This is a genomic window from Mesorhizobium sp. WSM4832, from assembly GCF_055811115.1.
Map to the genome: position 1 here is coordinate 58,088 of NZ_JBVVQH010000006.1, position 20,224 is coordinate 78,311.

The 20,224-nt window shown below is 64.5% G+C and carries 24 protein-coding genes; 13 read left to right on the forward strand and 11 right to left on the reverse strand.

Annotated elements, in window-relative coordinates; all coding sequences use genetic code 11:
- Window positions 1-147 precede the first annotated feature (147 nt).
- On the forward strand, window positions 148-777 hold the full coding sequence (locus tag AC0L2L_RS10410; protein ID WP_473578080.1) for a YceH family protein: 630 nt from the start codon (window positions 148-150) through the stop codon (window positions 775-777).
- Between the two features lie 220 nt (window positions 778-997).
- Here the strand turns inward: AC0L2L_RS10410 and AC0L2L_RS10415 are convergent, their stop codons facing one another.
- Window positions 998-1,423, reverse strand: coding sequence for an OsmC family protein (locus tag AC0L2L_RS10415; RefSeq protein ID WP_027169076.1), 426 nt, complete (start codon window positions 1,421-1,423; stop codon window positions 998-1,000).
- 217 nt (window positions 1,424-1,640) lie between these two features.
- On the opposite strand from AC0L2L_RS10415, the gene AC0L2L_RS10420 reads away from it, so the two are divergent.
- The 3 genes from AC0L2L_RS10420 to AC0L2L_RS10430 all read left to right on the forward strand — a co-directional run bounded on the left by AC0L2L_RS10420 (window position 1,641) and on the right by AC0L2L_RS10430 (window position 2,881).
- Entirely contained in the window at window positions 1,641-1,859 is a 219-nt protein-coding gene (locus AC0L2L_RS10420) for a hypothetical protein (protein WP_473578081.1), read from the forward strand.
- Complete coding sequence (locus AC0L2L_RS10425) at window positions 1,856-2,212, forward strand: YciI family protein (RefSeq protein WP_473578083.1); 357 nt, start codon at window positions 1,856-1,858, stop codon at window positions 2,210-2,212. Before AC0L2L_RS10420 ends, AC0L2L_RS10425 begins: the two co-directional genes overlap by 4 nt.
- A gap of 138 nt (window positions 2,213-2,350) precedes the next feature.
- Window positions 2,351-2,881: a hypothetical protein gene (locus tag AC0L2L_RS10430; RefSeq protein WP_473578085.1), complete on the forward strand. Its 531-nt coding sequence runs from the start codon at window positions 2,351-2,353 to the stop codon at window positions 2,879-2,881.
- Between the two features lie 53 nt (window positions 2,882-2,934).
- Here the strand turns inward: AC0L2L_RS10430 and AC0L2L_RS10435 are convergent, their stop codons facing one another.
- Window positions 2,935-4,212: a ubiquinone biosynthesis hydroxylase gene (locus AC0L2L_RS10435; protein WP_473578459.1), complete on the reverse strand. Its 1,278-nt coding sequence runs from the start codon at window positions 4,210-4,212 to the stop codon at window positions 2,935-2,937.
- Between the two features lie 103 nt (window positions 4,213-4,315).
- On the opposite strand from AC0L2L_RS10435, the gene tesB reads away from it, so the two are divergent.
- From tesB to xth, 7 genes are all read left to right on the forward strand, one after another.
- Window positions 4,316-5,179 (forward strand): acyl-CoA thioesterase II, encoded by an 864-nt coding sequence (gene tesB / locus AC0L2L_RS10440; protein WP_473578087.1) that lies wholly within the window; start codon window positions 4,316-4,318, stop codon window positions 5,177-5,179.
- 249 nt (window positions 5,180-5,428) lie between these two features.
- A complete protein-coding gene (locus AC0L2L_RS10445) occupies window positions 5,429-5,767 on the forward strand; it encodes a P-II family nitrogen regulator (protein ID WP_027169082.1) in 339 nt (112 codons plus the stop codon).
- Window positions 5,768-5,816: 49 nt separating this feature from the next.
- Entirely contained in the window at window positions 5,817-7,142 is a 1,326-nt protein-coding gene (locus AC0L2L_RS10450; protein ID WP_198021723.1) for an ammonium transporter, read from the forward strand.
- 370 nt (window positions 7,143-7,512) lie between these two features.
- Window positions 7,513-7,791, forward strand: coding sequence for a hypothetical protein (locus AC0L2L_RS10455; RefSeq protein WP_473578089.1), 279 nt, complete (start codon window positions 7,513-7,515; stop codon window positions 7,789-7,791).
- Window positions 7,792-8,000: 209 nt separating this feature from the next.
- Window positions 8,001-10,676: a DNA translocase FtsK gene (locus AC0L2L_RS10460; RefSeq protein ID WP_473578090.1), complete on the forward strand. Its 2,676-nt coding sequence runs from the start codon at window positions 8,001-8,003 to the stop codon at window positions 10,674-10,676.
- A gap of 225 nt (window positions 10,677-10,901) precedes the next feature.
- Window positions 10,902-11,570: an outer-membrane lipoprotein carrier protein LolA gene (locus AC0L2L_RS10465; protein WP_473578091.1), complete on the forward strand. Its 669-nt coding sequence runs from the start codon at window positions 10,902-10,904 to the stop codon at window positions 11,568-11,570.
- 121 nt (window positions 11,571-11,691) lie between these two features.
- Complete coding sequence (gene xth, locus AC0L2L_RS10470; protein ID WP_473578093.1) at window positions 11,692-12,498, forward strand: exodeoxyribonuclease III; 807 nt, start codon at window positions 11,692-11,694, stop codon at window positions 12,496-12,498.
- Here the strand turns inward: xth and AC0L2L_RS10475 are convergent.
- Together AC0L2L_RS10475 and AC0L2L_RS10480 are read right to left on the reverse strand one after the other, a co-directional pair.
- A complete protein-coding gene (locus tag AC0L2L_RS10475) occupies window positions 12,495-12,950 on the reverse strand; it encodes a cyclic nucleotide-binding domain-containing protein (RefSeq protein WP_473578094.1) in 456 nt (151 codons plus the stop codon). The two genes, xth and AC0L2L_RS10475, sit on opposite strands and share 4 nt — an antisense overlap.
- Window positions 12,951-13,225: 275 nt before the next feature.
- Window positions 13,226-13,909, reverse strand: a complete 684-nt coding sequence (locus AC0L2L_RS10480; RefSeq protein ID WP_027169089.1) for a response regulator transcription factor — start codon at window positions 13,907-13,909, stop codon at window positions 13,226-13,228.
- 174 nt (window positions 13,910-14,083) lie between these two features.
- Here AC0L2L_RS10480 and AC0L2L_RS10485 point away from each other — a divergent pair, with 174 nt between their 5' ends.
- On the forward strand, window positions 14,084-14,590 hold the full coding sequence (locus AC0L2L_RS10485) for a L,D-transpeptidase family protein (protein WP_473578096.1): 507 nt from the start codon (window positions 14,084-14,086) through the stop codon (window positions 14,588-14,590).
- Between the two features lie 47 nt (window positions 14,591-14,637).
- On the opposite strand, the gene AC0L2L_RS10490 is transcribed toward AC0L2L_RS10485, so the two are convergent.
- A complete protein-coding gene (locus AC0L2L_RS10490) occupies window positions 14,638-14,898 on the reverse strand; it encodes a DUF1127 domain-containing protein (protein WP_473578098.1) in 261 nt (86 codons plus the stop codon).
- Window positions 14,899-15,028: 130 nt separating this feature from the next.
- Here AC0L2L_RS10490 and gcvA point away from each other — a divergent pair, with 130 nt between their 5' ends.
- Window positions 15,029-15,955, forward strand: a complete 927-nt coding sequence (gene gcvA, locus AC0L2L_RS10495; protein ID WP_473578100.1) for a transcriptional regulator GcvA — start codon at window positions 15,029-15,031, stop codon at window positions 15,953-15,955.
- Window positions 15,956-16,070: 115 nt separating this feature from the next.
- On the opposite strand, the gene AC0L2L_RS10500 is transcribed toward gcvA, so the two are convergent.
- The 6 genes from AC0L2L_RS10500 to tsaD all read right to left on the reverse strand — a co-directional run bounded on the left by AC0L2L_RS10500 (window position 16,071) and on the right by tsaD (window position 20,145).
- Window positions 16,071-16,496 (reverse strand): DUF1761 domain-containing protein, encoded by a 426-nt coding sequence (locus AC0L2L_RS10500; RefSeq protein WP_473578102.1) that lies wholly within the window; start codon window positions 16,494-16,496, stop codon window positions 16,071-16,073.
- A gap of 51 nt (window positions 16,497-16,547) precedes the next feature.
- Window positions 16,548-17,246: a class I SAM-dependent methyltransferase gene (locus AC0L2L_RS10505; protein ID WP_473578104.1), complete on the reverse strand. Its 699-nt coding sequence runs from the start codon at window positions 17,244-17,246 to the stop codon at window positions 16,548-16,550.
- Window positions 17,201-17,626, reverse strand: a complete 426-nt coding sequence (locus AC0L2L_RS10510) for an EVE domain-containing protein (RefSeq protein ID WP_473578106.1) — start codon at window positions 17,624-17,626, stop codon at window positions 17,201-17,203. Before AC0L2L_RS10510 ends, AC0L2L_RS10505 begins: the two co-directional genes overlap by 46 nt.
- A 96-nt stretch (window positions 17,627-17,722) precedes the next feature.
- Window positions 17,723-18,019 carry a YciI-like protein gene (locus AC0L2L_RS10515; RefSeq protein ID WP_473578107.1) on the reverse strand — a complete coding sequence of 99 codons (297 nt, stop codon included), beginning with the start codon at window positions 18,017-18,019 and terminating at the stop codon, window positions 17,723-17,725.
- Window positions 18,020-18,037: 18 nt separating this feature from the next.
- On the reverse strand, window positions 18,038-19,063 hold the full coding sequence (locus tag AC0L2L_RS10520; protein ID WP_473578109.1) for an NAD(P)H-dependent glycerol-3-phosphate dehydrogenase: 1,026 nt from the start codon (window positions 19,061-19,063) through the stop codon (window positions 18,038-18,040).
- Window positions 19,060-20,145, reverse strand: a complete 1,086-nt coding sequence (gene tsaD / locus AC0L2L_RS10525; protein WP_473578461.1) for a tRNA (adenosine(37)-N6)-threonylcarbamoyltransferase complex transferase subunit TsaD — start codon at window positions 20,143-20,145, stop codon at window positions 19,060-19,062. The genes AC0L2L_RS10520 and tsaD overlap by 4 nt, the downstream gene beginning before the upstream one ends.
- Window positions 20,146-20,224 lie beyond the last annotated feature (79 nt).

Genomic DNA, 20,224 nt, shown 5'->3' on the forward strand with positions numbered 1-20,224 from the left:
GCCGATCTCCTCCCTAGGGGGAGATGGCCGGCAGGCCAGAGGGGGGCGCTGTCCCGCCGACTTGTCTAAGGTTCTGCCTTGTCGCAGCGGTCCGATGTCTGTCAAAATCGATACCCAGAGAACCGACTTTATCGAAAAGCCAAGCCAATGACCGATCTCCCCATCCTCTCTCCCGCCGAAGCGCGCGTGCTCGGTTCCCTGATCGAGAAGAAGGAGCTGACGCCGGACGTCTATCCGCTGACGCTGAACGGCGCGCACCAGGCTGCCAACCAGAAGACGGCGCGCGAGCCGGTGATGGCGCTGGAGCTGACCGAGATCAGGCGGGCGCTGAGCTCGCTCGAGCAGAAAGGGCTGGTGCGCCAGGCCTTCGCTTCGCGCGTCGAGCGCTATGAGCATCTGATGGCGCAGCGCTTTTCGCTGACCACGCCGCAGATCGCCGTCATCGGTCTCCTGCTTCTGCGCGGCGCGCAGACCGCACATGAACTGCTTGCCCGTTCGGAGCGCATGGCGCGCTTTGCCTCGATCGAGGAGCTTCGCGACAATCTCGACCTGATGATCGGCCGCAGGCCGCCACTGATCCAACTGCTCGAGCGCGCGCCCGGGCAGCGCGAGGAGCGCTATGTCCATCTGCTGAGCGGGCCGGTCGAGGCGAGTGCGGTGGCGGCAACGCCTTGGCAGCCTGCGGCGTCGGAGGCCTCCGATCTCGAAGCGCGCGTCACGGCGCTGGAGGAAGAGGTTGCGGCGTTGCGAGCGAAGATCGAGGCGCTGGGCGGGTAGTTCCGTTGATGAGAAACGTTGGCGTGAGGCCCCCCTCTCTGTCCTGCCGGACATCTCCCCCTCAAGGGGGGAGATCAGATGTCACGCCGGCTTTCGCCAATTGCTAACGTCGCAGGATGGGCGAGGCGCGGAGGCTGCCAATCTCCCCCCTTGAGGGGGAGATGGCCGGCAGGCCAGAGGGGGGCGCGAAGGATCGCGACCCCGGCAAATGGAACGCCGCTCACCCCAGCTTTGCGTCGAGCGAAACCTTTATAGCCCCGAGCGCTTTCGAGACTGGGCATTCCGCCTTGGCCTTCTCGGCCAGTTCCTTGAACTTTGCGGCGTCGATGCCAGGCACCTTGCCGACCAGCGTGATGGCGCTGCCGGTAATGCCGGTGCCGGGGACCAGCGTCACCACCGCCTTGGCGTCCAGCTCGGCGGCGGGGGTGCCGTTCTCGGCCAGGAAGTGGGACAGCTGCATGGCGTAGCAGCCGGCATGGGCGGCCGCGATCAGCTCTTCCGGATTGGTGCCGGATTTGCCGCTCTCATCCTCGAAGCGAGCCTTGAAGGAATAGGGCGTGCCCTTCAACGTTCCGCTCTGCGTGTCCAGCGTGCCCTTGCCTTCCTTCAGATTGCCTGTCCAGACGGCGTTTGCGGTGCGGTCCATGAAGTCCTCCTGCCTTGTCGAGGTTTCTCGCCGGCGGGCGCCGACGTTCCACTGAACTATAGCGCGGGCGCAGCGGAAGGCTATCCATGCTCCGCCGCATCCGCCACGGCGGCTTTGAAAAATATTCTCAAAAATGCGGATGCAAAAATGTCGACCTCGCCGCGGCTCGTGCGTCCTGCGGGCGGCCAAGGATTTTCACGGCCGGATGGAGGTTCACATGGACAATCTGTTTTTCGCTTTTTGGGAGCGTCCGGGACGAACAGCCCGGCAGCGGCAGGATTTCTGGCTTGATCAGCCGGCATCCGGATTCGGCCGGCTGCTCGCGGCCGTCGCCGTCATCGGCATAGGCGCATGCATTCTCGACCGCGCCGCGAACCCGGCTGACACGCCCGTCATCGCCTCTTATGGTTCATCGCATGAAGGGAGCTCGAAATGAAATATGTGCTGCTGGTCTATGGCGAGGAGAAAGACCTCCTCGCGCTCACTCCCGAACGCGCGGCCAGGCTCGATGCCGATTCGCTCGCTTATGACCGGGAGCTCGACCGACAAGGCAAGCTGATCGTCGCGCAGGCGCTGCAGTCGGTGAAGACGTCGAAGTCGCTCAGGCGGCGCAAGGGCAAGGCGATGGTGACCGACGGGCCGTTCGCCGAGACCAAGGAGCAGTTGCTCGGCTTCGTCATGGTCGAGGCGGCGGACCTTGCCGAGGCGCTCGACATTGCCGCCAGGATCCCGCTTGCGGAGCTCGGCACGGTAGAGGTCAGGGCGATCTACGACGTACCTAGGTCATAACCGCCCCTCAGGGTGAATCGGAGCGGTCGACGTTTTCTCTGCAAAAATCTTCAGCGTTTCTCAGTCATGGCAACCGTCGCGCGTTGAAGCGGTGCGGCACTTCTCCTATCGTCGCCCGGATTTTCGGGGGAATTCGACATGCCTTTCCTGATTGCTATCCTCGGCGTGCTGGGAGCGGCGGCCATCTGGTGGTACCGGATGAAGGCGATGAACGAGGCCGCGCGTGACGTTGCCGATGTCATCGGTCGGGTCCAGGGTTCCGTGCGCCGCAAGAGGCTGCGCAAACAGGCGGCGCTTTCGCCGCTGACCGCGATCGACGACCCGGTTGTGGCGGCCGCGACGCTGATCACCGCGATCGTTTCGGAGCATGGTCCCGTGCTGCCGCAGCGCGAAGCGGTCATCCGCGATGTGATCTCGCAGATCGCGGAGAGCCCAAAGAAGGCCGACGAGGCCGTGGTCTACGCCAAATGGGCGGCCGCGCAGGTCGACGACACGACGATCGTCATCGACAAGCTGGCGCCGTTCCTGCGCGAGCGCCTCGATCCCCATGAGCGGGACGATCTGCTCAGGATGCTGAACCGTGTCGCGCAAGGCGGCGAGCAGAGCCTCAGGATCGCCGACCAGCGGATGCTGAGGCTTCGGCAGAAGCTGGGGTTTGAGGTGAATTAGAATTCAGGTGAGGCCGGCCTGACCTGAATTTTCGGCGCCACTGCAAATACAGTCTAGATCGCCTCGCCCTTCAACAGCCTTGGCGTGTCGCCGGACAGGCCCGAGGCCTGGCGGATGAAGAACTCTTTCAGCCTGGGCATGCGCTCGACGAGGCCGAGGCCGAGGTCGCGCGCGGCGCGCAGCGGACCGATGTCGTTGGAGAACAGCCGGTTCAGCACGTCGGTGGTGACGCCCATCTGCAGCGTGTCGAAACGGCGCCACTGCTGGTAGCGTTCGAGCACGTCGAGGGCGCCGATATCCTGGCCGAGCCGGTCGGCCTCGACCACGACTTCGGCCAATGCCGCGACATCCTTGAAGCCGAGATTGAGGCCCTGGCCGGCGATCGGGTGGATGCCGTGCGCGGCGTCGCCGGCGAGCGCGATGCGGGGCGCGACGAAGGCGCGCGCCAACGTCAGGCCAAGCGGCCAGGCACGTGGTTTGTCGGCCACGCGGATCTCGCCGAGTTTCAGGCCGAAGCGCTGCTCCAGATCGTGCTCGAAGACGAAATCGTCGCCCTCGACCAGCGCCTTGGCGTCTTCCGTGCGCTCCACCCAGACGATCGACGAGCGGTTGGTTCCATCCTTGTCCGGCTTCAGCGGCAGCGTCGCGAACGGGCCGGCCGGCAGGAAATGCTCCTCGGCGCGGCCGTTGTGCGGGCGCTCATGCGCCACCGTGCAGACGATGCCGGACTGGCCGTATTCCCATTTGACGGTCTTGATGCCGGCCATGTCGCGCAGCCTGGAGTTGACGCCGTCGGCGGCGACGAGCAGCCGCGACTTCAGCGTCGCGCCGTCGGCCAGGTGCACCGTGATGCCGGCGCCGTTCACGTCGAAGGCGCTGACCGCCATGCCTTCGATGATGTCGATGCCGAGCTTCGCCGCGCGCCGGCGCAGCGCGCCGTTGAGGTCGCGGTTGGCGACCATGTGGGCGAAAGGCTCGCCAGGCGCCACCTCGCCGTCGAAGGTCAAGAACACCGGGCGCACCGGGTCGGCGGCGCGCGAGTCGGTGATGATCATTTCGGTGATCGCCTGCGCTTCCGGCACGATCTCTTTCCAGACGCCGAGCTGTTCCAGCATGCGGCTGGCGGCCGCCGCGATGGCCGAGGCGCGGCCGTCGCGCTGCCAGACGCCGGCAGGAGCGGCATCGACGACGGCGACGGCGAGGCCCGGACGCGCCTGCTTCAGCGACACCGCGGCGGTGAGGCCGACATAGCCGGCGCCGGCGATGAGCACGTCGAGCGGCGCCTCGCGGTTTCCATTGGTCCCTGCTCTATCCGGCTTGCGGTCGACCATGGCATCATCCTTTCGCGGTTTCGGCCGGCTGCCGTTTGCGGCCTTGACTGCCTGCACGTCCTGTCCGAAACCGGCCATGGCACATCTTTGAAGGATTTCAAACATGACGGCGGCCATGGACGAGCTTCTCGACATTCTCGACCTCGAGCAGATCGAACACAATCTGTATCGTGGTCGCAGCCCCAAGGTCGACTGGCAGCGTGTCTTCGGCGGCCAGACCATCGCCCAGGCGCTGGTGGCTGCGCAGCGTACGGTCGAGCCGGAGCGGCACGTGCATTCGCTGCACGGCTATTTCATGCGGCCGGGCGACACCCAGCTGCCGATCGTCTACGAGGTCGACCGCATCCGCGACGGCGGCTCGTTCACCACGCGCCGGGTGGTGGCGATCCAGCATGGCCAGGCGATCTTCTCGCTGGAGGCTTCCTTCCAGCAGGACGAAGTGGGCCTCGAGCATCAGCTGCCGATGCCACGCGATGTGCCGGCGCCCGATACTTTGCTTTCGCAGCGCGAGCTTCTGGGAAAATTCGGCGAGGCGGTGCCGGAAGGCATCAGGCGCTACTGGGAGCGCGACCGGCCGATCGAGATGAAGCCGGTGATGCTGAAGCACTATACGAGCCGCGAGAAGCTGGAGCCGCAGCAGAACATCTGGATCCGCACCACCGGCCCGGTGCCGGAAAACCGCGCCATTCAGGCGGCCGTGCTCGCCTATCTCTCGGACATGACGCTTCTCGACACCTCGACCTTCGCGCATGGCCGCGCCATCTTCGACCGCGACATCCAGGCGGCCAGCCTCGACCACGCCATGTGGTTCCACCGCAGCCACTCGCTGGACGACTGGATCCTCTACAATCAGGACAGTCCCTCGACGCAAGGCTCGCGCGGCTTCACCCGTGGCTCGCTGTTCGCGCGCGACGGCATGCTCATCGCCTCGGTCGCCCAGGAAGGGCTTATCCGGCTGAAACGCTGAGCCGGCTTTCGGCTAGAGCCTGTTAAGTAGGCATTTCTGGAATTTTGCCTATTTTTTAAGCTGCTAGAGCGACGCGCCTGCGCACAAAGAATGTGCGCGGGCCGCCTGTTCCCTTTGTTTACAAGAGGTTAACACCCTGCCTCGGCAATTGGCACGGAGCTTGAATCCTGTCGGGCACTCTCCGGCTCTCCTCGGGATCGGTGAAGGTGTGCAAACGCGGGGGACCGCAACAGCAAAGGGTGAAACCTTATGAAAATCGTGATGGCAATCATCAAGCCGTTCAAGCTCGACGAGGTGCGCGAAGCGCTCACCGCCGTCGGCATCCAGGGCCTGACCGTCACCGAAGTCAAAGGCTACGGGCGTCAGAAAGGGCACACGGAAATCTATCGCGGCGCGGAATACGCGGTCAGCTTCCTGCCCAAGATCAAGATCGAGGTCGCGGTCGGTGCCGACATGGTCGACAAGGCCGTCGAAGCCATCACTTCGGCCGCCAAGACCGGCCAGATCGGCGACGGCAAGATCTTCGTCTTCGGCATCGACCAGGCGGTTCGCATCCGTACCGGCGAAACAGACACCGACGCGCTCTGAGCCGCGATCAGCCATTCCAACGGAGAGTTAAATGAATATTCCTTCCACCTTGAAGACCACGGGACGCGCGGCCGCTTCGCTCGCGCTCGTGGCGATGAGCACCGTCGCCGCTTTCGCGCAGGAAGCTGCCCCGGCAGCCACCGCCGCGGCGCCGGCGCCCGCGCTCGACACCGGCAACACCGCCTGGATGCTGACCTCGACGGCGTTGGTGCTGATGATGACCATTCCGGGCCTGGCGCTGTTCTATGGCGGCATGGTGCGCAAGAAGAACGTGCTCGCCACCATCATGCAGAGCTTCGCCATAACCTGCCTGGTGACGGTGCTGTGGTTCATGTTCGGCTATTCGCTCGCCTTCACCACCAATGAATCGGCGTCGATGAATGCCTATATCGGCGGCTTCTCGAGGTTCTTCCACCACGGCATCACCGTCTCGACGCTGTGGTTGCCGGGCGTGGCGAACATTCCCGAATTCGTCTTCTCGATGTTCCAGATGACCTTCGCCATCATCACGCCGGCGCTGATCGCCGGCGCCTTCGCCGAACGCATGAAATTCTCGGCGCTGCTCATCTTCATGGGCCTGTGGCTGGTCTTCGTCTACGCGCCGATCGCGCATTGGGTGTGGGGCGGCGGTTTCCTCGGCACGGCCGGCGTGCTCGACTTCGCCGGTGGCACGGTCGTCCATATCAATGCCGGTGTCGCGGGCCTGGTCTGCGCGCTCGTTCTCGGCAAGCGTGAGGGCTACGGCACCACCAACATGGCGCCGCACAACCTCGTCTATTCGGTCATCGGCGCTTCGCTGCTGTGGGTCGGCTGGTTCGGCTTCAACGCCGGCTCGGAACTGGCCGCCGACGGCCTTGCGGGCGCGGCGATGATGAACACCCAGGTCGCCACCGCCGCGGCGGCGCTGGCCTGGATGTTCGCCGAATGGATCGTCGCCAAGAAGCCTTCGGTTCTCGGCATCATCTCGGGCGCCGTCGCCGGCCTCGTCGCGGTGACGCCGGCTTCCGGCTTCGTCAATCCGACCGGCGCCTTCATTATCGGCATTCTTGCCGGCGTCATCTGCTACCTGTCGGCGGTCAAGCTCAAGCATGCTTTCGGCTATGACGACTCGCTCGATGCCTTCGGCGTTCATGGCGTCGGCGGCATCGTCGGCGCGCTGCTCACCGGCGCGCTCGCCGATCCGGCGATCAACGCGCTCGGCAAGGACGCTTCGGTGGCCAAGCAGCTCTACGGCATCGCCTTCACCATCCTGTGGACGGCGATCGCCACCTTCGTGATCCTCTACATCGTCAAGGCGCTGGTCGGCCTGCGTCCGTCCACCCAGGAAGAGGTCGAAGGTCTCGACGTCACCCAACACGGCGAAGTCGTGCCGTAAGGCCTGCCAATGCATGTCGCTCAGAAGTGCGCAGCGGTTCTGGGACAACGACATGCATCAAAACAAAGACTTAAAGCGCGTCGCCTGAATCCATTTCAGCGCGACGCGCTTTAAGCCAAGGGCCGGCGGATCCTCCTCCCGCCGGCCCGAATTCCTCCCAAGATCCCGTGGTGACGCTCTCGAAAAGGAGCTCACGCCTTGAGGCCCGGAACAACCTTCCGGGCCTCTTTTTTGTCAGTCTGCGGCCCATTCGGCCCTTCGATCACATTCACTTGATCGCGCCAGCGTGAAACGTTGGCATCCCTGGTTTCGTACCTGTGTTGCGACCGTCAATCTGGCGCTCGCCAAACAAGAGGGAAGGAACCACCTGATGAACTTCAAGAACATCTTTCTGGGAGCAATGGCTCTTTCGATGGTCAGCGGCGTCGCACTTGCCGGTGCCCTCGATGAGCCGACCAACATGGCCCCGTTCTTCACCGATTCCAGCATGAAGACCATGAAGCCGGAAGCCGATTTCAAGGCGGCCTGGGCTTCGATGCCGAAGGATAAGCAGGACATGATGATGAAGGAATGCCAGGACGCGGCGATGAGCAAGCCTCACGCCGAATTCTGCGCCAACCTGATGGCTTATGGCGGCGCCAACAAGTGATGCTCAAGGTCGGGTCCGGACGGGCCTGATCTTATTGGCGTTTCAAGACAAGAGGTGGCGGGCTGCGAAGCCTGCCATCTTTGTTCGAGCGCAAACTCGGTAAAGGCCCATGGTTAATGCGGCCTTAACCTTCCCCCCGATAGTCTGGCGTCCGAATCTGCCGAGGTGCGCCACGCGCCCGGCCAGGCAACGATTAACGGGGAAGAGGCATGCGTTCAGGCGCTTCAGCACCGCTCGCGCTGACCGATACGGGGCACGGCATTCAGGCATTCGCGTGGCGTCAGGTCGGGCGGCTGGTCGGCGCCGGCCTGTTCCTGTTCACCGCCTTCGGCGTCGCTGCTTTAGCCACATGGAATGTCGCCGACCCGAGTTTCTCGCACGCCACCAGCAACGTCGTCACCAACGCCATGGGCTATACCGGCGCGGTGTTCTCCGACCTCGCCATGCAGTTCTTCGGCCTTGCCGCGGTCGCGGGCCTGGTGCCGGCGGTGATTTGGGGCTTCCTTTTGTTTTCGGCGCGCGGCGTCGACAAATTGCCGAAGCGCGGCTTCGCCTGGTTCGGTTTTGCGCTCACTGCCGCGGCCATCGCCGGCTGCGTGACGCCGCCCCACACCTGGCCGCTGCCCACCGGCCTCGGCGGCGTCTTTGGTGACATGGTGCTGAAAATCCCCGGCATCGCGGTCGGCGGTTACCCGAAAGGCCTTTTCGCGACGATCATAGCGGTCATCCTCGCCGCTCCAGCCTTGTGGCTGTTCGGCTATGGCTCGGCGCTGATCGCGCGCAAGAACGGCTTTGCCGTCATGGAGCGCACCGCCCGGCCCGATCCGCGCGAGCAGGACGAGATGCTGTTCGACGAAGATGAGGACGAAGGCGACGAGGGAATCCTCGCGCTCGGCGCCATCACCCATTGGTGGCTGTCGTTCCGCGCCTGGATGCACCGCCGCGCCGCGCGCCGCAGGCAGGAGCGCGACGAGTTCGAACCGCCGATGGAACCACGGCCAAGCGCCTGGCGGCGCGCCGCCGAGCGGGTCGAATCGGCCGAGTTCGCCGAGGCCCGCATGAGCCCCGGCGGCCGCGCTCGCGTCGAGCCGGAATTCTTCGCCGCCATGGTCAACGACCGCAGCGTCTCGGTCGATCCAGCCAACCAGGATATCTTCGACGACGAGCAGGACGAAGACGTCGGCCTTGACGACTTCGACGACGAGGCGCCTGTCCAGCGCCGCGGCGCGCCGACCGCCAGGGTGCAGAATTTCCGCTCCGATGCCGCAACCCGCGTCGCGGCGCCGGCTGCGCGCCCCGTGCCGGGCGCCCGCGTCCAGCGCGAAGCGCAGACCTCGCTGATCGGTTCCGACACGTTCGAGATGCCGTCGCTGCATTTCCTGTCCGAGCCGAAGAACGTCGCCAAGGATCCAAGCCTGTCGAAGGACGCGCTGGAGCAGAACGCGCGCCTGCTCGAAGGCGTGCTGGATGATTTCGGAGTCAAGGGCGAGATCATCCATGTCCGCCCCGGCCCGGTCGTCACGCTTTACGAACTGGAGCCGGCGCCGGGCATCAAATCCTCGCGCGTCATCGGCCTCTCGGACGACATCGCGCGTTCGATGAGCGCCATTGCCTGCCGCGTCGCCGTCGTGCCCGGCCGCAACGCCATCGGCATCGAGCTGCCCAACGCCAAGCGCGAGACGGTCTATCTGCGCGAGATCATGGCCAGCCGCGACTTCGAGACGACCAAGGCCAGGCTGGCGCTGGCGCTTGGCAAGACCATCAACGGCGAGGCCGTCATCGTCGACATCGCCAAAATGCCGCACGTGCTCGTCGCCGGCACCACCGGCTCGGGCAAGTCGGTCGCCATCAACACCATGATCCTGTCGCTGCTCTACCGGCTGACGCCGCAGGAATGCCGGCTGATCATGATCGACCCGAAAATGCTCGAACTCTCGGTCTATGACGGCATCCCGCATCTTTTGACGCCGGTCGTCACCGATCCGAAGAAGGCGGTCGTCGCGCTGAAGTGGACGGTGCGCGAGATGGAGGACCGCTACCGCAAGATGTCCAAGGTCGGCGTGCGCAACATCGACGGCTTCAACGCGCGCGTCCAACAGGCCGAGAAGAAGGGCGAAAGGATTTCCCGTACGGTGCAGACCGGCTTCGACCGCCAGACCGGCGAGGCGATCTACGAGACGGAAAACCTCGATCTCGAGCCGATGCCCTATATCGTGGTCATCATCGACGAGATGGCCGACCTGATGATGGTGGCCGGCAAGGACATCGAGGGCGCGGTGCAGCGCCTGGCGCAGATGGCGCGCGCGGCGGGCATCCATGTCATCATGGCGACGCAGCGCCCCTCGGTCGATGTCATCACCGGCACCATCAAGGCCAATTTCCCCACCCGCATCTCCTTCCAGGTGACGTCGAAGATCGACAGCCGCACGATCCTTGGCGAACAGGGCGCCGAGCAGCTGCTCGGCATGGGCGATATGCTCTACATGGCCGGCGGCGGTCGCATCCAGCGCGTCCACGGTCCGTTCGTCTCGGACGACGAGGTCGAGAGGATCGTCGCGCATCTGAAGCTGCAGGGCGTGCCGGAATATCTCGACGCCATCACCGAGGACGACGACGACGACGAGGAAGAAGGCTCGGGCGGCCGTGGCGGCTCCGGCGGTGGCGGCGGCAATTTCGAGGATTCCGACGATCCCTACGACCAGGCAGTGGCGGTGGTGCTGCGCGACGGCAAGGCTTCGACCAGCTACATCCAGCGCCGGCTGGGCATCGGCTACAACCGCGCCGCCTCGATCATCGAGAAGATGGAGAAGGAAGGCATTGTCGGCCCGGCCAATCATGCCGGCAAACGCGAGATCCTGGTGCCGACGGAAGAGGACAAGTTCTAGGGTTTATCGATATTCAGGTGAGGCCGGCCTGACCTGAACCTCAACAAACCCTTGGCCTGGTGAAATGCCCAACCGGGGTCGGCTAGCAACCGGAAATCCTCTGGCGCGTTTGTGCGACGGGCCTGTCGCCCGCGCATATCCGAGGGGCCGTCGCGCAGCCGCCAAACTTAGGCCCCAGTGGGAGTCCAAATACTGCCACCATACGAATCACAGGAAGTGACCGGCATGAAGACCCAGACCGAATTCGCCCTTACCCGCCGCCAGCTCCTCGGCCTCGGCCTGATGCTCGGCGGAGCTGCCGCTCTCAACCTCGTGCCGGGCTACCAGCTCGTGGCCGCGGCGCAGGCCGCCGTGCCGCCGGCGGCGCAGAAGATCGCCGACCATTTCTCCTCGGTGAAGTCGATGAGCGGCGAGTTCGTCCAGTTCGGCCCGAAAGGCGAGCAGACCGGCGGCAAGTTCTTCCTCGAGCGCCCGGGCAAGATCCGCTTCAATTATGACGGCTCCTCGAACTTCCGCGTGATTTCCGACGGCAAGTCGGTGGTGATCCTCAACAAGAGGCTCAACACCTCCGACCTCTACCCATTGTCGAAGACACCGTTGAAATTGCTGCTCGACGAGCGGATCGACCTCTCCGGCGGACGCGTCAAGGCCATCAAGGAAGAGGACGACCTCACCACCATCAAGCTTTCCGACAAGTCGGTCTTCGGCAATGCGATGATCACCATGATGTTCGATCCGAAGACCTACGAACTGCGCCAGTGGACGATCACCGACGCGCAAGGCAAAGACACGACGGTGATGATCTTCAACGTCAAGGAAGGCGGCAGCTTCCCGGCCGACACTTTTGCGATCGACTACACGGCGAACCGCGAGATCAACACCAAGACGCGGTAGGTCTCCCACCGCTTCCGGAGCTCTGTCGGGCGGCGCTGACCTACGCCATTATCCATAGCTTGTGTTTCCGCTGCGCGGCTGGCACTAGTTCGGCGACCTTAGCCGTCCCGGACCCCGCCGCATGCCCTTCACCATTGCCACCTGGAACATCAACTCCGTGCGCCTGCGCATGCCGATCGTCGAGCGGCTGTTGAAAGAGCACGCGCCCGACGTGCTCTGCCTGCAGGAGACCAAGGTTCCCGACGAGCTCTTCCCGGAAAGGGCCTTCCGCAAGGCGGGCTACGAGCACATCCTGTTCCACGGCCAGAAGGGTTATCATGGCGTCGCCACCGTCGCCCGCCGACCGATCGAGCTGGTCGAAAAGCGGCGGTTCTGCGAGATCGATGACAGCCGGCATCTGTCGGTCAGGGTGCAGGCGGGCGGCAAATCGGTGCTGGTGCACAATTTCTATGTGCCGGCCGGCGGCGACGAGCCGGATCCGGAAATCAACCGCAAATTCAGGCACAAGCTCGACTTCGTCCAAGAAATGAACGGCATGCCGGCGAGCCAGGACGAGCTATCCGCGTCGATCCTGGTCGGGGACTTGAACATCGCGCCGCGGGAGCATGACGTCTGGTCGCACAAGCAATTGCTCAACGTCGTCAGCCACACGCCGGTCGAGACGGAAAACTTCGAGGCGATGCGCAATGCCGGCGGCTGGGTCGACCTGATGCGGCTCAACGTGCCGGCCGAGCAAAAACTCTACACCTGGTGGAGTTATCGCGCGAAGGACTGGGAAGCTTCTAACCGCGGCCGTCGCCTCGATCATGTCTGGTCGTCCGCCAACCTGGTGCCGAATTTCGCCGGCTACGAGATCCTGCAGGCGGCGCGCGGCTGGGAGAAGCCCTCCGACCATGTGCCGGTGATTGCGAAGTTCAACCTCGATTAACCCGTAAACCGCGGCGCCAGCGCCTCGATGCGGGCGATCATCTGCTGGAATTCTTCCAGGATGCGATCGTGCAACAGCACAGCGATCTCCGGGTATTCTTCCAGGATGCGGTGGAACATCTTGCGGCTCAAGCGGATCACTTCCGAATCGACCGCGGCCGAGGCGCTGGTCAGCCGGTTGGTATCGGCGATCAGCGCCAGCTCGCTCAGCATGGTGCCCGGGCCTGCCGTACCGATCGGGACGCGTTCGCCGCCTTGTTCCCGATAGAGCGCGATCAAGCCGCTGACCACGATATAGGCGGAGTCGGCAACGTCGTCCTCGCGGTAGAGCTTATGGTCGGCCTGCAGGAACGTGGTCTCGGCGCCGAAGGCGAGCAGGCGCAGCTGTTCCTGCGTGAAGCCCTGGAAAAGCTTCACGCCGGACAGGATGCGGATGTCGTCATCCAGCGCCATCCTAGCTGTGTCCCCGAGCGGTCAGTCCAGTCCCTCCTTTGGAGCGGCGCGTTCTTAAAGGACGCGCAAGAAACGCTCCAACACTAGCAGCCTGCACACCGTGCGAGGCATTCATCGAGCCCGATCCATCGCCCTCCAGCACCAGGATCGTACCCGAAACGGTCCCGCCCGACCGCTCTATCTCTTTTGGCTCAATTCCGGACGGAAGGCTACGGCGAAGCCGCCGAGCCCAACCGTTTCGCACTTTTCCTGGAATTCTCTAGATCATGAAATGTTTAAGGAACCAGCTTGTAGCCGCCGCTTTCTGTCACAAGAATTTCGGCATTGGAAGGATCGCGCTCGATCTTCTGGCGCAACCGGTAGACATGGGTCTCCAGCGTGTGCGTGGTGACGCCGGAATTGTAGCCCCACACCTCCTCCAGAAGCACGTCTCGCGTCACCACTTTCTGGTCGGCGCGGTAGAGATACTTGATGATCGAGGCCTCTTTTTCGGTCAGCCGCACCTTGGCGCCGCGCGGATCGATCAGCAGCTTCTGGCTGGGCTTGAACGTATAGTGACCGACCGAGAAGGTCGCGTCCTCGCTCTGCTCATGCTGGCGAAGCTGGGCGCGGATGCGCGCCAGCAGCACGGCGAAGCGGAAGGGCTTGGTCACATAGTCGTTGGCGCCGGCCTCGAGGCCCAGGATCGTGTCGGAATCGGTGTCGTGGCCGGTCAGCATGATGATCGGCGCCTTGTAGCCGCCCTTGCGCAGGATCTTCACTGCCTCGCGGCCGTCCATGTCGGGCAGGCCCACGTCCATGATCAGCAGATCGACAACGCCACCGCGCGCCGCGGCGACGCCTTTTGCGGCGGTCGATTCCTGCTGGACGTCGAATTCTTCGTAAAGCGCCAGCTGCTCAACCAGGGTAGCGCGCAGGTCGTCGTCGTCGTCGACGATCAGAATGGTGCGTGATGTCATGGATCAATCCGTTGTTTTAAAAAGAATATTTAGTTGACCTCCCCCCATTTATGCGGAAGCTCACCGGCGCAACAGCCGATCACAGTGATTTGTTCCGTGACACAATCATACAAGAAAAAACGCGCGCGCAATGAGGCGGGCGCATTTTTGCCGAAAGCCTTGGGTGTTTTGGTCGTGCGCGCACGACCCGGCAACCCCGCGCAGGGGTTCCTGCAGGCCGGCAAAACGGTGTTTCCCTGCGCGCTGGGGCGCGGTGGTATCTCCGCCAACAAGCATGAGGGAGATGGCGCGACGCCGCTGGCGTCGATGCGCATCCTGTCGGGTTATTTCCGCAACGATCAATTTGCCGGTGGGCGCAGGACAAGGGTGCCGATGGCGCCGATCGGTCCGCATCTCGGCTGGTGCGAGGTGCCGGACGACCGCAATTACAATCGGCCGGTGAAAATCCCCTACGGCGCGAGCCATGAGCGGATGCGGCGCGACGACCGGCTCTACGATGTCTGCCTGGTGCTCGACTGGAACATCGCGCCGCGCCGGCGCGGGCGCGGCAGCGCGATCTTCTTCCATCTGGCACGGCCTAGCTTCACGCCGACCCAGGGCTGCGTGGCGGTGACGGCGCGTACCATGGCAAGGCTGCTTCCGTTGTTGTCCGACAGGACGGTGGTGAAGGTGGTCAGGTAGGCAGTAGGCAGTAGGTGTCTCCTCCCCTATTGCCTACTGCCTAATCCCTACTGCCTCTTTCCCGGCTCCTGCCAACCCGTGCCGAGCAGCCCTGTCTCCCGAAGCTCCCGGTCCATCGCCTTTGAGATGTCCCGGCGCGCGGCGCCGATGTCACGCAACTGGCTGTCGGAGAGGTCTTCGACCGACTCGTGGCGAAGCCGGGCGGCGACCCGGGCTTGGCGCAGCCAATCGCGTGCTGAACGCAGCCAAAGGGTGAGGCCGGAAGGGGATTCCGGGGTGGTGCAGGACTTCAGAACGATCTCAGACATGGCTCTATCCGTGTTCCCCGGATATCAAATCCGGTTTGATGGTGTTTCGATGAAGCCATCATGAAGGATTGAAAAACAAACGGGAAACGAGTAGTTTTTTTCTGATTATCAAGTTTTATTTGGAGATCATATGCCCAAGCTGCTGCCCGGGACGCGCGCGCTGCGGACGTTCGAAGCGGCTGCCAGGCACCTCAACTTCACCCGCGCCGCCGACGAGCTCGGCCTGACGCCGGCGGCGGTCAGCCACCAGATCAAGGAAATCGAGGATCAGCTCGGCCTGGTGCTGTTCACGCGAACCAGCCGCACCATCCGGCTGACCGAGGCAGGCAACGTGCTGTTGGAGGCCTCGGTCGATGCGCTCGACCTGCTCAACCGTGCCGTTACCCGCGCGCGCAAGATGACGCGCGGCACGTCGCTTCTGAAAGTCACGCTCGACGCGCAGTTCGCTACCAAATGGCTTATGCGGCGCGTCGACGATTTTCGTAAGCAGCGGCCGGGTATCGAACTTCGCTTCGACATCACCTCAAAGCTGCGCGAGTTCGATCGCGAAGATGTCGATGTCGGCATCCGTTTCGGCGCCGGCAAATATCCGGGACTATGCGCGGATCGGCTGTTCGAGAACGTCATCATTCCCGTTTGCAGCCCTGCTTTGCTGCGGGCCGGACCGCCGCTGAAGGAGCCGCGCGACCTCTTCCATCACACGCTCGCCCATATCGAATGGTCCCGCCTGGGCATCACATGGCCGAACTGGCGCATGTGGATGGCGGCGGCCGGCGTCGACGATTTCGACGACAGCCGGACCATCGTGTTCGATACTTCGACGGATGTCGTCCAGGCGGCGCTCGACGGCATTGCCGTTGCCCTCGCCGATTTCGCCATGGTCGCCAACGATCTATCCGAGGGCAGGCTCATCCGGCCGTTCGAGCTTGGCATCAAGGTCGCACCGGAATTCGCCTATTTCCTGGTGTATCCCGAAGCTGTGAAGGACGACGAGCGCGTCATCGCCTTCCGTGAATGGCTTCTCGACGAGGTGGCGAAAGACGTGGACGCGAGGTAGCGCTGTCTAGAGCGTTTCACCGTTTCACGGAAACGGCGAACCGCTCTATCTCTTTGTTTTGACGCAATTTCAGACGGAAAACCGCTCACACTTTTCCTGGAATTGCTCTAGCGCTTCAGCCTGCCGGTGCCGCCGGCGCGCCGAACCAGCCGATCACGGCGCCGATGATCAGCATCACGCCCAGCCAATGGCCGGCATCGATCAGCGTCAGGGCCCAGCCGAAGCCTTCGTAGCGATGGTTGACGGCAAGCGTGGTGGCGATGAAGCCCAGCCAGAGCACGAAGCCGAACAGCAAGCCCGCGATCGGGTTCGGCTCGCCGCCGGTTATCGCGCCCACCACCAGCGTCAGGACCAGCGCCATGATCAGCTCGGCGATGAAGCTGACGATGAACGGAGCGGCCGAGCGCTTCATGGTGGCCGGGTCGAGCTTGGCCGCCTTCAGCCAGGGCTTGCTCAAGCCCATGTACCAGGCGGCGCCGAACAACCACGCGACGACGGCGGCGACGATCACCGCCAGCCAGTTCACGACCGAAAAATCCATGCTTTTCCCCTCCAAATCGAAATGCGATGGAACGCTTGTTCGGCCATCCCGTCAAGCAAGGCGCCAGACAGTCGTGCGCTTGATTTCGGCATCCTCCAGCACGCGCGTCACCGGAACCTGGTAGACGGCAAGCGATCGCAGTCCGGTCTTGGGCAGGTAGGCGCGGCCGGGATCGCCGACGAAGATTTCGGCGCCGCGCGCCCGCAAGCCCGCGAACCACGGCAGCAGCCTGTCGGCGAAGGCCTTGTCGTAGAAGACGTCGCCGGCAAGCACGACATCCCAGTCATCGTCGGAGCCGATACAATCCGTGCCGAGGAATTGCGCGTCAACGGTGTTGGCTTTGAGGTTCAGCGCAATGACCGTCCCGCAAAACGGGTCGATGTCGGCGGCGATCACCGCCGCCGCGCCGGCTTTCGCCGCCGCGATGGCGACGAGACCGGAGCCGGAGGCGAAGTCGAGCACCCGCTTGCCGCGCACCGTTCCGGGATGGTCGAGGACATAGCGGGCGAGGCCCTGGCCGCCGGCCCAGGCAAAGGCCCAGAAAGGCGGCGGCAGGCCGATCTCGGCCAGTTCCTCCTCGGTGCGCAGCCATAGATCATGCGCCTCGTCGGCAAGATGCAGCAGCACTTCCGGCACATGCGGCGGCGCCATCAGCGCCGTGTTGTCGAGGATGAATGTCTTAGCGCTCTTCGGCGTAAGCCTGGTCACGGCGCCGGGCTGAGCTCGGCCATGCGGCAAACCTCTTTCCATTCGGCCGGCGTCACCGGCTGCACGGAAAGCCGGCCGAGCCGGACCAGCGCCATCTCGGCGAGCTTGGGATTGGCCTTGACCTGTTCCAGCGTCACCGGCTTCGGCACGTCCTTGAACGCGCGGATGTCGACGCATTCCCAGCGCGGATCGTCGGTGGTGGTGTCGGGATGCGCCAGCGCGCAGACCTCGGCGATACCGACAATGTCGAGCCCCTCGTTGGAATGATAGAAGAAGCCGAGATCGCCGATCTGCATCGCCTTCATGTTATTGCGCGCCGCGTAGTTGCGCACGCCGTCCCACTGCGTGCCGGCCTTGCCTTTGGCCTTCAGCGCCTCGAAGGAAAAGACCGAGGGTTCGGACTTGAACAGCCAATAGTTCATCTCAGTTGTCCCATCGCCATTATCGGATCGCCACGCACGGCGTCCCAATCGACTCTACCCTTACCCTCTCCCCGTTCCTACGGCGAGAGCACTGAATCATGCGCCGGCGGGCTTCTGGAAGACCCAGTTCCATGCGCGGATTTCGACGCTTTCGAACAGTCCGGCCTTGGCATAGGGATCGGCGGCAGCCAGGGCTTGCGCACCGGCCATGTCCGGCGCCTCGATCATCACCAGGCTGCCGTCCGGCTTGCCGTCGGCGCCGAGGAAGGGACCTGCAAAGGCAAGCCTGCCTTCGCCGATCAGGCCTTCCAGGAACGCCGCATGCGCGGGCCGCGTGTCGATCCGCAGCTGCAGGCTGCCCGGCTTGTCCTTGCAAATCAACGCAAACAGCATCTTTCAAACTCCGGTGGTTCAGATGTCGGTTTCGGTTTTGAGAGGCCTTGTCATCAGCGCTGTCACCGCCTGGCCGATGGTCACCTTGCCGTCGAGGATGGCGGCGACGGCCGAAATGATCGGCGCCTCGATGCCGCGCTCGTCGGCGATGCGGGCCGCGATGCCCGCCGTCGGCACGCCTTCGGCGAGCGGCAGGCCGGCAAGCCGCTTGCCCTGGCCGAGCGCCAGGCCATAGGCGAAGTTGCGTGACTGCGCCGAGGAACAGGTGAGCAAGAGGTCGCCGAGGCCGGAAAGCCCCATCAGCGTCTCCGGCCTGGCGCCGAAAGCGGCGCCGATGCGACGCAGCTCGACGAAGCCGCGCGTCACCATGGCGGCCTGGGCGCTGGCGCCGAGCCCGGCGCCGGTGACGGCGCCGGCGGCGATGGCGAAGACGTTCTTCAGCGCGCCGCCGATCTCGACGCCGATCAGGTCGTCGCTGGAATAGCAGCGCAGGTTTTGCGCCGAGAAGCGGGCGGCAAGCTCGGCCGCCAATTCGGCCTCGCGAGCGGCAACCACCACGGCGGTCGGCAGGCCGCGCGCGACATCGCTGGCGAAGCTCGGGCCGGACAGCGCGGCCACAGGATTGCCCGGCAGGCATTCCGCGACGATCGCCGACAGCAAAGCGCCGGTGTCGCGCTCGATGCCCTTGGCGCAAAGCACCAGCGGCACGCCCTTCGGCACGTGGCTGGAGGCGGAAGCCAGCATGGCCCGCAACGACTGCGCCGGCGTCACCGCCAGCACGCAATCGGCGCCGTCGAGCGCGGCCTCTACATCGCTCGTTGCCACAATGCCGGCCTGCAGCGCGATGCCCGGCAGGTAGCGCGGGTTTTCGCCGCGGTCGATCGCGGCGACGGTCTCCGGATCGCGCGCATAGAGGCGGACAAAATGGCCGGCGCGGAGCATGGCGAGCGCCAGCGCCGTGCCCCAGGCACCGCCGCCCAGCACTGCGACGCGCCAGCCGCTTGGCGTTTTGACCTGTCCACCGCTCGTGACCGCCTCGCTCATGCCTTGGCACCGCGCCGGCCCGAGCCGACCATGGGCGTGGAAACACTGTCGAGCGGCCAGCGTGAACGCGGCACGAAGTCGGCGGCGTTTTCGTTTGCGATGCCGGCACGCAGGCGCTCGATGCCGGCCCAGGCGATCATCGCCGCGTTGTCGGTGCAAAGTTTTAGCGGCGGCGCGACAAAGGCGAAGCTGGCATCGGAACAAAGCGCTTCAAGCGTTGCCTTGATCGTGCGGTTGGCGGCAACGCCGCCGGCGACGACCAGCGCAGGCTTTGCCTGGTCGGGGAATTCCAGGCGGAAGCGGGCAAGCGCTCGCGCCACGCGATCGCCCAGCGCGTCGGCCACCGCCGCTTGAAAGGAAGCGCAGATGTCGGCGACGTCCTGGTCGCTCAGCGGCGCAATTGCGGTTGCCGCCTGGCGCACCGCCGTCTTCAGCCCGGAGAAGGAAAAATCCGGCTGCGCCGAACCCTTCATCGGGCGCGGGAAGGCAAAGCGGCTGGCGTCGCCGCCGGCAGCGGCCTCCTCGACATTCGGGCCGCCGGGATAGGGCAGGCCAAGCATCTTGGCGGTCTTGTCGAAGGCTTCGCCGAGCGCATCGTCGATGGTGGTCGCCCAGCGCTGGTAGTCGCCGACGCCGCGCACCGCGACGATCTGGGTGTGGCCGCCGGAGACGAGCAGGAGAAGGTAGGGGAAGTCGAGACCGTCGGTCAGCCGCGCTGTCAGCGCGTGGCCTTCGAGGTGATTGATGGCGATCAGCGGCTTGTTGGCGGCGGCGGCGATTGCCTTGGCCGTCATCAGTCCAACGATCAGCCCGCCGACCAGGCCCGGCCCCGCCGTCGCGGCGATGGCGTCGATCTCATCGAGCGACACGGCCGAGTCCGCCAGCGCGGCCTCGACGATGCCGTCCAGCGCCTCGACATGGGCCCGCGCGGCAATCTCGGGCACGACGCCGCCAAAGGCGGCATGTTCCTCGATCTGGCTCAGCACCACGTTCGACAGGATTTCGGGCGCACGGCCGCCGTCCAGCGCCACCACGCTGGCCGCCGTCTCGTCGCAGCTCGTCTCAATGCCCAGAACGCGGATCAATTGGTCGCTGTCCTCGAAGATTGTATCGCCGGCTATTCCCCATTAGGAAAAGGCCGACAAGACCTCGAAACTATCC